The 13,650-nt window shown below is 35.8% G+C and carries 13 protein-coding genes and 1 pseudogene; 9 read left to right on the top strand and 5 right to left on the bottom strand.

The features are described from left to right. Window positions 1-6 precede the first annotated feature (6 nt). From ACY2RT_RS03045 to ACY2RT_RS03075, 7 genes are all read left to right on the top strand, one after another. A complete protein-coding gene (locus ACY2RT_RS03045; RefSeq protein WP_490154397.1) occupies window positions 7-1,197 on the top strand; it encodes an aspartate aminotransferase family protein in 1,191 nt (396 codons plus the stop codon). A 137-nt stretch (window positions 1,198-1,334) separates the two neighbouring features. Continuing rightward, window positions 1,335-2,735, top strand: coding sequence for a tetratricopeptide repeat protein (locus tag ACY2RT_RS03050; protein ID WP_490154398.1), 1,401 nt, complete (start codon window positions 1,335-1,337; stop codon window positions 2,733-2,735). Window positions 2,736-2,768: 33 nt separating this feature from the next. Next, window positions 2,769-3,788 (top strand): DUF368 domain-containing protein, encoded by a 1,020-nt coding sequence (locus tag ACY2RT_RS03055; RefSeq protein ID WP_490154399.1) that lies wholly within the window; start codon window positions 2,769-2,771, stop codon window positions 3,786-3,788. Further along, window positions 3,788-4,810, top strand: coding sequence for a DUF368 domain-containing protein (locus tag ACY2RT_RS03060; RefSeq protein ID WP_490154400.1), 1,023 nt, complete (start codon window positions 3,788-3,790; stop codon window positions 4,808-4,810). Before ACY2RT_RS03055 ends, ACY2RT_RS03060 begins: the two co-directional genes overlap by 1 nt. After that, on the top strand, window positions 4,803-5,534 hold the full coding sequence (locus ACY2RT_RS03065; protein ID WP_490154401.1) for a shikimate dehydrogenase family protein: 732 nt from the start codon (window positions 4,803-4,805) through the stop codon (window positions 5,532-5,534). Before ACY2RT_RS03060 ends, ACY2RT_RS03065 begins: the two co-directional genes overlap by 8 nt. 102 nt (window positions 5,535-5,636) lie before the next feature. Next, window positions 5,637-7,685, top strand: a complete 2,049-nt coding sequence (locus tag ACY2RT_RS03070) for a DUF349 domain-containing protein (RefSeq protein WP_490154402.1) — start codon at window positions 5,637-5,639, stop codon at window positions 7,683-7,685. Window positions 7,686-7,695: 10 nt separating this feature from the next. Continuing rightward, the gene (locus ACY2RT_RS03075) at window positions 7,696-8,328 is read left to right on the top strand and encodes a class I SAM-dependent methyltransferase (protein WP_490154403.1); all 633 of its coding nucleotides are present in this window, start codon (window positions 7,696-7,698) and stop codon (window positions 8,326-8,328) included. Between the two features lie 6 nt (window positions 8,329-8,334). Here the strand turns inward: ACY2RT_RS03075 and mazG are convergent, their stop codons facing one another. The 4 genes and pseudogenes from mazG to ruvX all read right to left on the bottom strand — a co-directional run bounded on the left by mazG (window position 8,335) and on the right by ruvX (window position 10,845). Next, window positions 8,335-9,108 (bottom strand): nucleoside triphosphate pyrophosphohydrolase, encoded by a 774-nt coding sequence (mazG, locus tag ACY2RT_RS03080; RefSeq protein ID WP_490154404.1) that lies wholly within the window; start codon window positions 9,106-9,108, stop codon window positions 8,335-8,337. Between the two features lie 253 nt (window positions 9,109-9,361). Next, a pseudogene (locus tag ACY2RT_RS03085) lies at window positions 9,362-9,778 on the bottom strand (DUF5606 family protein); the annotation flags it as partial. A gap of 59 nt (window positions 9,779-9,837) precedes the next feature. Then, on the bottom strand, window positions 9,838-10,428 hold the full coding sequence (gene def / locus ACY2RT_RS03090) for a peptide deformylase (protein ID WP_490154405.1): 591 nt from the start codon (window positions 10,426-10,428) through the stop codon (window positions 9,838-9,840). Window positions 10,429-10,434: 6 nt separating this feature from the next. Further along, window positions 10,435-10,845, bottom strand: coding sequence for a Holliday junction resolvase RuvX (gene ruvX / locus ACY2RT_RS03095; RefSeq protein ID WP_490154406.1), 411 nt, complete (start codon window positions 10,843-10,845; stop codon window positions 10,435-10,437). Between the two features lie 95 nt (window positions 10,846-10,940). Between ruvX and ACY2RT_RS03100 the strand changes: the two genes are divergently transcribed. Both ACY2RT_RS03100 and ACY2RT_RS03105 read left to right on the top strand, forming a co-directional pair. Further along, window positions 10,941-11,756 carry a 2,3,4,5-tetrahydropyridine-2,6-dicarboxylate N-succinyltransferase gene (locus tag ACY2RT_RS03100; protein WP_490154407.1) on the top strand — a complete coding sequence of 272 codons (816 nt, stop codon included), beginning with the start codon at window positions 10,941-10,943 and terminating at the stop codon, window positions 11,754-11,756. Window positions 11,757-11,764: 8 nt separating this feature from the next. Beyond that, entirely contained in the window at window positions 11,765-12,826 is a 1,062-nt protein-coding gene (locus ACY2RT_RS03105) for a glycosyltransferase family 9 protein (protein ID WP_490154408.1), read from the top strand. On the opposite strand, the gene ACY2RT_RS03110 is transcribed toward ACY2RT_RS03105, so the two are convergent. After that, window positions 12,823-13,644 carry a glycosyltransferase family 2 protein gene (locus ACY2RT_RS03110; RefSeq protein ID WP_490154409.1) on the bottom strand — a complete coding sequence of 274 codons (822 nt, stop codon included), beginning with the start codon at window positions 13,642-13,644 and terminating at the stop codon, window positions 12,823-12,825. The genes ACY2RT_RS03105 and ACY2RT_RS03110 overlap by 4 nt on opposite strands. Window positions 13,645-13,650: the final 6 nt, after the last annotated feature.

Here is a 13,650-nt window from a genome sequence, read left to right on the forward strand (position 1 = left end):
ACGTTTGTGAAAAAGGATTTCTTTACATATCAGGCTCAAACGACACCACACCCACTTGCAATGGAAATCTCTCATGCAAAAGGAAGTCATATCTACGATATGAAAGGGCACAAATATTTAGACTTTGTAGCAGGTGTATCCGCCTGTACTTTGGGCCATTGCCATCCACGGGTTATTGAAGCTGTAAAAAAACAACTGGATAGTTATCTACATGTGATGGTGTACGGTGAATATATTCAAGCTCCGGCTGTGCAACTCTCTAAGTTACTTGCAGAGAACTTACCTACACCTCTGGAAACTACGTATTTAGTGAATAGCGGTACCGAAGCCATTGAAGGCGCTATAAAATTAGCACGTCGCGTAACCGGAAAAAAAGAGATCATATATGCACATCATGCATATCACGGAAATACCATGGGAGCACTAAGTATTATGGGGTTTGAAGAACGAAAAAAACCTTTTGAGCCACTTCTCCCCAATTGTCACCCAATCCAGTATAATAATGAAGAAGACCTCAATAAAATAACCTCAGAAACTGCTGCTATTGTTCTTGAAACCATTCAAGGAGGTGCTGGATTCATTTTTCCTAAAGACAATTACCTGAAAAAAGTCAAAAAAAGGTGTGATGAAACCGGTACATTATTGATTCTCGATGAAATTCAACCGGGATTTGGACGTACAGGAAAACTTTTCGGATTTGAACATTTCGATATTGTTCCGGATATTTTGGTTATGGGTAAAGGAATGGGTGGAGGTTTACCCATTGGAGCGTTTACAGCTTCAAAAGATTATATGGACTTACTAAAGGATAACCCTAAACTTGGCCATATTACCACTTTCGGAGGGAATCCGGTGATCGCTTCTGCCGCTTTGGCAACGCTAAAAGAAATCATTGAAACCGATTTGATACCTCAAACCCTTCAAAAAGAAAAATTATTCAGGGAATTGCTTACACATAAGCTTATCAAAGAAATTCGTGGTAAAGGGTTAATGTTGGCTTTACTTGTAGAATCTCCGGAAATTGCTTCCGAAATAATTTTAGCCTGTAAAGAACGTGGATTGATCCTTTTTTGGCTTCTGTTTGAGCCAAAAGCAATTCGTATTACACCTCCTCTAACCGTCACAGAAGCTGAAATTAAAGAAGGTTGTGCCATATTGACGGATGTGCTGGATGGTATTCAGAAAAAGATAAATTAATTTACTACATTGAAATTCAGCAAAATAAGTTCTAAAAATTCTGTTAATAATCCTGTTAACAACAATAACGGCATAACTATTGAATTCTATATTACATTACTATCTTTAAAATAGAAGAAACAGTTAAACCGCTGCGTATGCAATTGAGCCCTAACGAGCATAACAACTTCTCACTTACCCGATTTGAATCCATGCTAAAGACTAATAGTGTCCTCTTTTTTGACTCCGAAGAGTTCGAAGAGATCATCCACTATTATCTTGAGAACGGAAAGATCGCCCTTGCAAAGAAAGCTACAAAACTTGGGCTGGAGCAGCATCCTACTTCCACTAATTTGAAATTGTTTAGAGTGGAAATGTATATTTTCGAAAATCAGTTAGACACTGCTGAAGAATTATTGGATGAATTACATGTTTTAGAACAGTCCAATGAAGAGATATATATTCAAAAAGCGAATATCTACTCTCGCCGTGATAAACATAAAGAAGCAATTTTATTATTAGAAAAAGCCTTAGAGATCACCAATGATCAGGCAGATGTACTCTCACTACTTGGAATGGAATATCTTTTCATGGAAGATTTTGAAAATGCCAAATATAATTTTATGAAGTGTTTGGAACAGGATGAAGAAGATTATTCTGCTTTATATAACATAATTTACTGTTTTGATTATTTGGAACAACATGAAGCTGCCATTGATTATTTGAATGATTTTCTGAATAAAAATCCATATTGTGAAGTTGCCTGGCATCAGGTTGGAAAACAATATTTTACGCTAAAAGAATACAAAAAAGCATTAGCGGCATTCGATTTTGCCATCATAAGTGACGAAAGCTTTATAGGTGCTTATCTGGAAAAGGGGAAGGTTTTAGAGCGTATGAAGATGTATAACGAAGCTATCGAAAGTTATACCATTACTTTAGGCCTGGACGACCCAACTTCTTTCGCTTTGTTGCGAATAGGTAAATGTTATGAAAAGCTAGGTGATAACGAATTGGCACTTCAGTTCTATACAAAATGTGTAGAAGAAGATGCTTTGTTGGATAAGGGATGGATTGCAATTACCGATTTTTACTTTAAAAAGAAAAACTATCAGAAAGCATTCTACTACATAGATAAGGCAATCAATATTGATAGTGAAAATGTGCTCTATTGGAAACGATATGCAAAAATAAGTAATCGCTTAAGCAAATATGAAGAAGCTGAACACGGTTTCCGAAGATCTATAGAACTGGGTAATTATGAACTGGAAACCTGGATCTCCCGCAGTGATATCTTAATTCGCTTAGGTGAATATGAAGCTGCTGTCAATAATTTATTGCAGGCAATGGAATTTTATCCTGAAAATGCTGAAATAGAATTCCGTTTGTCGGGATTGTTCTATTATCTCAATGAAGATAATAAGGGAGAATTTCACTTAAAGAACGCTTTAATTCATGACCCTGAATATATTATTATCATAGAAGAATTATTCCCAACAGTTTATAACAGGAACAACGTAAAAGAAATTATAAAAATTCATCAAAATCCTTCACTTTAATTTGTGTATTTTTGAGGCTTATATTTAGAGTATATGCCTTCCCGAAATTTTTCTCAATATCTTGTCATTACCCTGAAGGGTTTAGCAATGGGTGCTGCAGATGCGGTTCCCGGAGTATCCGGAGGTACTATTGCTTTTATATCAGGAATCTATGAAGAACTGGTTACAACAATTAGCAATGTTAACCTTTCACTTGTCAAAACAATTCGTAAGGATGGTTTTACTGCCTTTTGGAAACAACTCAACGGAAATTTCTTAACGGCACTATTATTAGGTATTATTATTAGCTATGTATCGTTTATGCGATTGGCAAAATACCTGATTGAAAATCATCCTATTCTAATATGGGCCTTCTTTTTTGGTTTGATCGTAGTAAGTATTTACTATGTAGGGAAGCAAATTTCCAAATGGTCCTTAGGAACCATCATGGCTATTTTAATTGGAACCGTAACAGCGTATTTCATTACCACACTTCCTTCCTTAGGTACTAATGAAAATTCTTTTTACTTATTTTTTGCAGGGGCAATTGCTATTTGTGCTATGATATTACCGGGAATTTCAGGCTCTTTTATTTTAGTGATCCTTGGTGCCTATAAAACTTTAAGTGATGCTATCGCAGATCTGGATTTTAAAAAATTATCGCTCTTTATTCTGGGAGCTGTTATAGGTTTGTTGAGTTTTAGCAGGGTTTTAAAATGGCTTTTCAAAAATTATAAGAATCCAACCCTGGCATTGCTTACCGGTTTTATTATTGGTTCTTTAAATAAAGTGTGGCCCTGGAAAGAAACCATTTCGGTTTTTTCTAAAGAAGAAGGAAAGATCATTGATTTTTCAACTGTTTCAGATGTTGGCACTCTTTCAGTATTACAAAAAAATACCCAGGATTTCGAAACCTATAAAACTGCCTTAGAAAAAAGTGTAAGTCCGTTTTACTACTCAGAGATCAATACATCAAATGACCCACAATTGTTCTATGCACTTCTTTTTATGGCTATTGGCTTCTTGAGCATATTTGTTTTGGAACGAATTGCAGTAACCAAAAAGAATACCTAATGTACGAAGAGCGTTCTTTTGGAGATAAGGTCTGGTTGGTTCTAAAAGGGTTAGCAATGGGTGCTGCAAATAAGGTTCCCGGAGTATCGGGTGGAGTAGTTGCCTTCGTTGCGGGGTTTTATGAAGAATTTATTTATTCGCTACAAAAAATAAACAGAAAAGCTTTTGCATTATTATTCGACGGAAGATTTAAAAGTTTTTTCCAATATATCAACGGCCGTTTTTTAGGACTCCTCACTTTAGGGATGATTATTAGTTACTTTAGTGTTTCTAAGCTATTGGACTATTTGCTAGTGCATTATGAATTGTATGTATGGAGTGCGTTCTTTGGGATGATCATTGGTTCTATCTATTTTATTGCCAAAGATTTTGGCGATTGGAACCGTAAATATCTCGCTTATCTTATATGCGGGATCATTGCGGGTGTAAGTATTAGTTTCTTAGAACCTGCCAAAGAGAACAGTAACCTCTTTTTTGTTTTTTTCTGTGGAATTATAGGTGTTTCGGGAATGACATTACCGGGCCTTTCCGGTTCTTTTATCCTGATACTATTAGGTAACTATGTATTGCTTTTGGTGGATTCGGTAAATGCATTGTATAATACAGTTGCAGATCTGTTTCGGTTTGATCTAAGTTTTGTAGATGATATAGGTCGTATCGAATTATTGAAAGTACTTGTGGTCTTTGCATTGGGGTCGTTGGCAGGATTAGTATCCTTGTCACACCTTTTGGCTTATGTGCTAAAGCGTTTCAAAAAGGCCACCTATGCAGTCATTATAGGTTTTATAGCAGGTTCTTTGGGTGTTGTCTGGCCATGGAAAGAAAAATTGGTGGAATATGATGCCCTGGGAAATATTAGATACGATGCAAACGGCCGTGAAATTATTAATGGATATGATCGTTTCTTGCCATCAGAATTTTCGTTCGAAACCATTTTGGCAATTTTGTTTATCATTGTAGGTATCATAATAGTGTTAAGTTTAGACTGGTACCAAAAAGCAAGAAACCACCAACATGGCTAGATATGGTTTGATAGGAAAAAAAATTGACTATTCTTTTTCAAAAACTTTTTTTTCAGTAAAATTTGAACAAGAAAACAGGCAGGACTCGTATCACAACTTTGATATTCCTTGTATCGAAGAACTTCCGGAAATCATTGCCAAAAACAAAGATCTGAAAGGGCTCAATGTTACTATTCCTTACAAAGAAACCGTAATTCCTTTATTAGACAGGGTCGATAAGGAAGCTCAAAAAATTGGAGCGGTAAATACCATAAAAATTCAACGGGACGGGAGGCTTATTGGCTATAATACAGATCATTATGGCTTTGCAAAAGCATTAGCAAATCTATTCCCAGTCAAAGAAAAAACCGCCTTGATTTTAGGAAGTGGTGGTGCTGCAAAAGCAATTGCATATGTTTTGGATGCAATGCAATTTGATTATAAGATAGTATCCAGAGAAAACAGCGAAACAACTATATCTTATGAAGACCTCACCCAAGGAGTAATTACATCGCATTGCCTTATCATTAACTGTACTCCGCTGGGCACTTTCCCTAATATCCAGGAATGCCCGGATATTCCATACAAATACCTAACAAAAGATCACATCTTGTTTGATCTTATTTACAATCCCCGTGAAACCGAATTTTTAAAAAGAGGATTCGCAAAAGGGGCACGAGTTAGTAACGGTTTAAAAATGCTGGAATATCAGGCAAAAAAGTCCTGGAAAATCTGGAAATCATAAATTTCTTTTAAAAAAAACCAAAAAAGCGTTGTATCCTTTGCTGTTTGCGCAGTTGTTAGTATCTTGAACAACTAAGATTAACGAACCTAAACATTGAAAGATATGTCTGACGAAAAATTGCCAAAAGAAAAAAGTATTCCCGATGATCAAGAGATAATTGATGATGGTGTAAAAAATGGTTCTGAAGCAATAGAAAATGAAGAAAGTATTGCTTCTGAAATTAATGAAGAAGTAGACATCCCTGATGAAAAATCTACTTTAGAAGATTCTGCAGATACTAAACCTGAAAAGGCAACACCTTCTGCTCCTGTAGCAGACGAACTTGCTGTGAAAAAAAATGAAGAAGAATCAGAGGTCGAGGAAGAATCAGAAGTTGAAGAAGAACAAGAAGTAGCATCCTCTGACGACGAAGAGGAAGAACATACTGAAGAGGAAGAACAGAAAGATTATCATTCCCTTAGCAAAGAAGAATTAATTTCAGAATTTAAGAAACTACTTAAAAATAAGCCCATTCAGGAAATAAAGAATGAGGTTGAAGAAATTAAAACTGAATTTAATGCCAAATTTGCCGAAGAACTGGAGCATCAAAAAGAGAAGTTTCTTGCCAATGGAGGTAATATTATAGATTTCCACTACACTACTCCCCTAAAAAAGGAATTCAATTCGGTATACTTTGACTTCAAAGAAAAAAGAAATAATTACTACAAAGACCTAAAGAAAGACCTTCAGGCAAATCTTAGCAAGCGCCTTGAACTAATTGAAGAATTAAAAAGCCTTTTAAATGCAGAAGAGAACATAAATTCTACTTACAAGCATTTCAAAGATATTCAGGAACGGTGGCATTTAGCCGGGCCTATACCACGTGATAAATACAATATAGTATGGAACACATACCACCACCATGTAGAGAATTTTTATGATTTTTTACACCTCAACAGAGAATTTCGTGATCTGGATTTTAAGCATAACCTGGAACAAAAAATTAAAATAATAGGACGTGCCGAAGAACTTGCGCAGGAAGAAGACATAAATAAGGCATTCAGAGAATTGCAGATGCTTCATAAAATGTGGAAGGAAGAAATTGGGCCGGTCGCAAAAGAATATCGTGAAGAGGTTTGGGAAAAATTTAGTGCCTCAACAAAAGTTATTCATGACAAACGTCATGAATTATTAAAGGAAAGAGAGAAAGAGTTTGAAGTTAATTACGAAAAGAAAAAGCAACTTATTGAAGAAATAAATCAGGTTTCCGCAACCACAAAGCCAAGTCACCAGTCCTGGCAAAATGCTATTAAAAAAGTACAGGAATTACGGGATAATTATTTTGAGGTGGGAAAGGTACCACGATCTAAAAATAAAGAGATCTGGACTTCTTTCAAGGAAATTACACGTATTTTCAATCGAGAAAAAAATGAGTTCTATAAAAATCAGAAAAAAGAACAATACACAAATCTCGAAAAGAAACTCGAACTAATTAAAATAGCTGAAGAAAATAAAGACAGTGACGATTTTGAAGTCGTAACTCCTTTAATGAAAAAAATTCAGAATGACTGGAAAAAGATTGGTCATGTTCCCCGTAAAGACAGTGATAAAATTTGGAAACAGTTTAAAAATGCTTGCAACCATTATTTTAATCAGCTTCACGAACAAAAAAATGAAGCAAACAAGGAAGAGCTTGCTCATTATGACGCCAAAACGCAACTATTGGATACAATTACCTCTTTTGAGATAACAGGTGATCATAAAGCTGACCTTGAAAAGATTAAAACACAGATCGCTACTTGGAAAGAAATTGGTAAAGTACCTTATCACAAACGTAATATTGAGCGCAAATTCAACAAGACCTTAGATACTCTTTTTGGTAAGTTAGATCTCGACAAAAAGGAAATTGAGCTTATTAAATTTGAAAATAAATTGAGCTCAATGGTATCACAGGAAGATGACAGGAAATTACAGAACGAGCAATTCTTTATCTCTAAAAAGATTGGAGAAACAAAAGATGAGATCAGACAACTGGAAAATAATCTGGGCTTTTTCCAGAATTCAAAAAGTGATAACCCACTGGTAAAGGAAGTACATCAAAACATTGCTAAGCATAAAGAGCAGTTGGAAGTTTGGAAAGCAAAACTTTCAAAAATCAAATCTCTACGATAAAATAACCCCTATGGTATCATGTATTCTGTGCCATAGTGATGAAACTAAATTTATTGGATCTTTCCAGGATATTACTTATTACCAATGTAGTAATTGTAAATCTATTTACAAGAACCCGATAGTTTTTTTGTCTCCTGAAGCTGAAAAGGAACGTTATTTACTACATCAAAATGATGTTGGTAATATTCAATATCAAAAATTTGTATCTCCTATCATAGAAGGTGTCCTGAAGCATTTTACTTCTAAAAGCAAGGGTCTTGATTTTGGTGCAGGAACCGGCCCCGTCATTGCAAAGCTACTTTCAGAAAAGGGGTATCATATACATTTATACGACCCTTTTTTCTACCCGGACAGGTCTGTTTTAAAAAATGAATATGATTTTATTGTTTGCTGTGAAGTCATCGAACATTTTCACGATCCTCTCAAAGAATTTCAATTACTGTACAAACTATTAAAACCCGGTGGAAAACTATTTTGTATGACCGAATTACTTCCGGAACCGGGAAGATTTGAAGCGTGGTACTATAAAAAAGATCCCACACATGTCATTTTCTATTCTGAAGAAAACCTGAATTGGATCAAAAGAAGTTGTTCTTTTTCTAAAGTAAGTATTGAAGGTAGATTGGTCGTTTTTTCGAAGTAATTAAAACTACAGTTGTTTTGCTTCTTCCCAGTAAACATCCATTTCAGCTAAAGTCATTTCTTTCATGCTCTTTCCCAGTTCTTTTGCCTTATTTTCCAAATACTGAAAACGTTTGATGAACTTTTTGTTTGTTCGCTCCAAAGCATTTTCGGGATCAACTTTTAAAAAGCGGGCATAGTTTATCATTGAAAAAAGCACATCACCAAATTCTAATTCTATCTTTGCTTGATTGCCAACACTTACTTCATATTGAAGTTCTTGCAATTCTTCTTCTAATTTTTCAAAGACCTGTTGAGGCTCTTCCCAATCAAACCCCACTCCAGCGACTTTATCTTGTATTCTATTAGCCTTTACCAGAGCCGGCAATGATTTTGGAACTCCTTCCAAAACACTTTTTTTACCTTCCTTTAACTTTAAGTTTTCCCAATTTTGTTTTACTTCCTCTTCATTAGCAACATCAACATCTCCATAAATATGAGGGTGGCGTGAAATAAGTTTTTCACATATATCGTTTGTAACATCTGCAATGTCAAAATCATTTGTTTCGCTTCCAATCTTAGCGTAAAAAACAATATGAAGTAAGAGGTCTCCCAATTCATTCTTAACTTCCTGTAAATCATTTTCCAGGATGGCATCACCTAATTCATACGTCTCTTCAATTGTAAGATGGCGTAGTGATAACATGGTTTGTTTTTTGTCCCAGGGGCACTGCTCTCGCAGTTCCTCCATAATGGTAAGCAAGCGGTCAAAGGCTTTTAGTTGGTCTTCTCTGGAATTCATATAACAAAGCTACTATAAAAGCTTTTCTGAAATAAGGAGAGTTATTAAAAAGGATTAACAAAACCCGGCGATCCTTAAAAAGGATTGCCGGGTTTATATAGTAGAATATTATAACTGTTTATTTTTTCCTTGCAACCGTACTTTTTCCAGTTCCGCCCTTCTTTGCTGAAGAAGCTTTAGGCGCATCAAATTTAGAATTTGTTGCAGGATGGGTTGTTTTTATCATATCTTCTTTTTGCTTGGCAAGTTCAGTATTTTCTTTATCATCGCTCTCTTCTTCAGGTTCGGAAAAATCTGTCATGCCACTTTTTAAAAGTAAATTATACCACTGTATCACTTTTTTGATATCACTGACATACACACGGTCTTCGTCATAATCCGGAAGTACTCCAAAGAAATATTCTTCCAATTCATCTTTGGAAGATTTATGGCTAATGGCTTCACCTCCATTTTCTTTTTCTGCGATCTTACTAAAGACTTCCCGTAACGGAACTTCTTCAGTAAGGGTATAAATAGCAATTTCACTAAGTAAACTCACATTGTGACGGGCACTTACACTAATTCTTTTTCCGTCAAGTAATGACTCTGCCAAAAAACCACTACGTGTTTGGCTTTTTAATTCGTATAAACCGGGTTTTCCGGTAATTGATAAGATTTTTTCTAAACTCATAGGTCAATCCTTTTTAAGGAGTGCAAATATCTTTTGTTTGGTTTATAAATCCAAAGGTCTTACCGTTTCTTTTTCGCAAGCGGAAAACGCATACGATAATTTACATCGATCTTTCCTTTTGAAATATTGGTAAGCTTGCTTTTTATTAAACGTTTTTTAATTGGAGATAGTTTATCTGTAAATAAAACACCTTCAATATGATCGTATTCATGCTGAATGATCCTTGCTACGATTCCTTCAAAAGTTTCTGTATACTTTTTGAAGTTTTCATCATAAAATTCCATAGTAACTTTTGGTTGGCGAAAAACATCTTCATTGATATCCGGAATGCTTAAACAGCCTTCATTAAATGCCCATTCATCTCCTTCTTCTTCAATTATCTGTGCATTAATAAATACTTTTTTAAAAGTGGAAACAAATTCTCGCTCCTCTTCAGTAAGGTCTTCATCATCTTCAAAAGGTGTCGCATCTACAATGAATAAGCGAATAGGAAGTCCAATTTGTGGGGCAGCCAGGCCAATACCACGAGCACCATACATAGTCTCAAACATATTCTCAATAAGCTCATCCAGCTTAGGATATTCTTTACTGATGTTTTTCCCCTTTTTCCGTAATACCGGGTCGCCATAGGCGAAAATTGGTAATATCATATCAATTTATTTGTTATGAAGATAATCTTGTAGGATTATCGTTGCACTGATCTCATCGACCAATGCTTTATTTTGCCGTTGTTTCTTTTTCAGGCCACTATCAATCATAGTTTGAAAGGCAATTTTACTTGTAAAACGTTCATCAATTCGTTTTATAATAAGTTTTGGAAATAGTTCTGCCAACTTAACTAAAAACTTCTGAATGTGTTCCTCTACACCACTATGTGTACCATCTTTTTGCCTGGGCTCACCTACTAATACCAATTCTACCCCTTCCGAAGTCACATAATCCTTCAGAAAAGGTAATAATTTATTGGTTTCTACCGTAGTCAAACCCGAAGCAATTAATTGCAGTTCGTCTGTTACAGCAATACCGGTACGTTTAGTACCGTAATCTATGGCAAGTATCCGTCCCATTCAGGGAGCAAAAATAATAGTTTACAAAATAGTATACTAAAAATGTATGCTTTATTAAAAGGGACATTTATCTTTGTTAAAATTTATTCTGAAAAATGACCCATTTACAACAACTTATTGAAAATGCATGGGACGATCGATCCCTTTTACAGAATCCGGAAATTATTGCAGCCATAAGAGAAGTGGTCCGTTTATGTGATGAAGGAGAACTGCGATGCGCCCAGCCAACTGAGAATGGCTGGCAGGTAAATGAATGGGTGAAGAAAGCGGTAGTTCTGTATTTTCCAATTCAAAAAATGGAAATGATGGAAGTAGGTATTTTTGAATATCACGATAAAATTCCGTTGAAACGAGGGTATGAAGCAAAAGGCATTCGGGTAGTTCCTCATGCTGTAGCACGTCACGGTGCTTATATTTCCAAAGGTGTGATCATGATGCCCAGCTATGTGAATATTGGTGCATATGTAGATGAAGGAACCATGGTAGACACCTGGGCGACAGTAGGTAGTTGTGCCCAAATAGGTAAGAATGTTCATCTAAGTGGCGGTGTTGGAATTGGTGGTGTTCTGGAACCTTTACAAGCGGCACCGGTTATCATAGAAGACAATGCTTTTATAGGGTCCCGGTCTATTGTCGTGGAAGGAGTACGTGTTGAGACCGAAGCAGTACTTGGTGCTAATGTGGTATTGACAGCTTCTACCAAGATCATTGATGTAACCGGAGATACCCCAAAAGAAATGAAAGGAATAGTTCCGGCACGTTCGGTAGTGATCCCGGGAAGTTATACCAAACAATTTCCTGCGGGAGAATACCAGGTTTCATGTGCCTTGATCATTGGGCAACGCAAAGAAAGCACTAACAAAAAGACCTCTTTGAATGATGCGCTTCGTGAATATGATGTCGCTGTTTAAATTAGTATATGAAGATCCTTGTAATACAGCATAAAATGATTGGCGATGTACTTACAACCTCCCTTCTGTTTGAAGTATTACACTCACATTTTCCAAATACACAGCTAGATTACCTTATCAATTCAAGTACAAAACCGGTAGTTGAAAACCATCCTTTTATTAGTAATTTATTATTATTCACCCCGGAAATTCAGGCCTCCAAAAAAGAACTTCGTGCTTTCAGAAAAAAAATAAAAGATGAAAGATATGATGTCGTTATCGATGTATATGCAAAACTTGGCAGTGCTATTCTTTCAAAGATCTCAGGTGCCAAAAAAAGAATTTCATACCGCAAATGGTATACAAGGCACAAATATACGCATACTTTTACGCCAAAGACTGTTTCAGAACTAAATGAAGGGCTAGCGATAGAGAACAGAATCATGCTGTTAGAACCCCTTATCGAAAGTATAGTGACAATTCCCAAGCCTAGGATCTACCTGCAAGAAGAAGAATTTCAAAAGGCGCAACAATTATTGGAAGCGCATCAAATAGATCTTGGAAAACCGCTTTATATGATCGGGGTTATGGGAAGTGCCGAAAACAAGACCTATCCACTCTCTTATATGGCGAAACTTTTAGATTTTATCGTATCGGAAACGGAAGCACAATTACTCTTTAATTACATCCCAAAACAACAAACTGAAGCCGATATGCTATACAATATGTGTTCAGAAACAACCAAAGAGAATATCTATAAAGATATCTATGGAAGTGACCTTCGTGAATTTTTGGCGCTTACTAAACATTGTGATGCATTAATTGGTAATGAAGGAGGGGCTGTGAATATGGCAAAAGCCTTGGATATTCCTACCTTCTCTATTTTTTCTACCTGGATATTAAAAGAAGCCTGGAACAGTTATGAGGAATCCGGAAGAAATACTTCAGTACATTTAAAGGATTTTCATCCGGAATTGTATACCAAACATCCAAAAAAATATAAAAAACAAGCTTCTGAAATGTACAAACAATTTGCCCCGGATTTTATCATCCCGGTATTAAGAGAATTCCTTTCAAGAATTTCAAATTAATCTTTCTGTATTCCAAATTTGGTATATACTGCTTTTTGCTCTTTCGTAGTCTTTCTAATGGCAGCGTTCTTTTCCTGCATTTCGGGTTTCACATAGCCACGCGCATGATCCAGATGCAGACATATAGCTGTATAACGTAACTGTTTGGCTTTGATTCCCAAATTGAACATACGCTCTCCTAATTCACGATCTTCGCCTCCATATTGCATACGTTCATCAAATCCGTTCACTTTTAAAATGTCTTCCTTCCAACCGGAAGAATTGTGTCCATTCCATGTTGCTTCGGTTGGAGTGATCCAGTTAAGAAACTTTTCTTTTAAGTCTTTAGAGGTAAGTTTATTATTCTTAAATGAAGATTTCAATCCATTACTTTTCAACCAATTGATATTGAAACAGTTTTCATTTTTAATATCCCCTTCTGAAATTTTTTCTGAAATAGACATAGGTAGTTTAAAATACCCTCCCGATAAAAAATAGCCTTTTTCTCTATACTGAAGATGTCTTGCCACAAAATCCTTTCGAGGAATACAATCCCCATCACTAAATAACAGGTAATCTGTAGCGGAAGCTTCAATCGCTTTGTTCAGGATCTTTGTTTTTTGAAAACCGTGGTCTTCATGCCATACATGTACAATTTGCAAGGGAGATTCCTTTTTAAAACGATCGATCAATTCTCTTGTTTCACTAGAAGAGCCATCATCGGCTATAATGACTTCAAAGTTGATTTCGGATTGACTTTCATACCCCCATAGTACTTTTTTTAACCATTCCGGCTGATTATAAGTACTAATGATTACTGAAAGTTTAGGTACTACCATTGTGCA

The organism is Ulvibacter sp. 2210JD10-4, from assembly GCF_058148525.1.

Bases quoted from the DNA above. Each gene is read 5' to 3' on its own strand.
- ACY2RT_RS03050 (WP_490154398.1), top strand. From the start codon at position 1,335: ATGCAATTGAGCCCTAACGAGCATAACAACTTCTCACTTACCCGATTT.
- ACY2RT_RS03055 (WP_490154399.1), top strand. From the start codon at position 2,769: ATGCCTTCCCGAAATTTTTCTCAATATCTTGTCATTACCCTGAAGGGT.
- ACY2RT_RS03060 (WP_490154400.1), top strand. From the start codon at position 3,788: ATGTACGAAGAGCGTTCTTTTGGAGATAAGGTCTGGTTGGTTCTAAAA.
- ACY2RT_RS03065 (WP_490154401.1), top strand. From the start codon at position 4,803: ATGGCTAGATATGGTTTGATAGGAAAAAAAATTGACTATTCTTTTTCA.
- ACY2RT_RS03070 (WP_490154402.1), top strand. From the start codon at position 5,637: ATGTCTGACGAAAAATTGCCAAAAGAAAAAAGTATTCCCGATGATCAA.
- ACY2RT_RS03075 (WP_490154403.1), top strand. From the start codon at position 7,696: ATGGTATCATGTATTCTGTGCCATAGTGATGAAACTAAATTTATTGGA.
- mazG (WP_490154404.1), bottom strand. From the start codon at position 9,108: ATGAATTCCAGAGAAGACCAACTAAAAGCCTTTGACCGCTTGCTTACC.
- def (WP_490154405.1), bottom strand. From the start codon at position 10,428: ATGATATTACCAATTTTCGCCTATGGCGACCCGGTATTACGGAAAAAG.
- ruvX (WP_490154406.1), bottom strand. From the start codon at position 10,845: ATGGGACGGATACTTGCCATAGATTACGGTACTAAACGTACCGGTATT.
- ACY2RT_RS03100 (WP_490154407.1), top strand. From the start codon at position 10,941: ATGACCCATTTACAACAACTTATTGAAAATGCATGGGACGATCGATCC.
- ACY2RT_RS03105 (WP_490154408.1), top strand. From the start codon at position 11,765: ATGAAGATCCTTGTAATACAGCATAAAATGATTGGCGATGTACTTACA.
- ACY2RT_RS03110 (WP_490154409.1), bottom strand. From the start codon at position 13,644: ATGGTAGTACCTAAACTTTCAGTAATCATTAGTACTTATAATCAGCCG.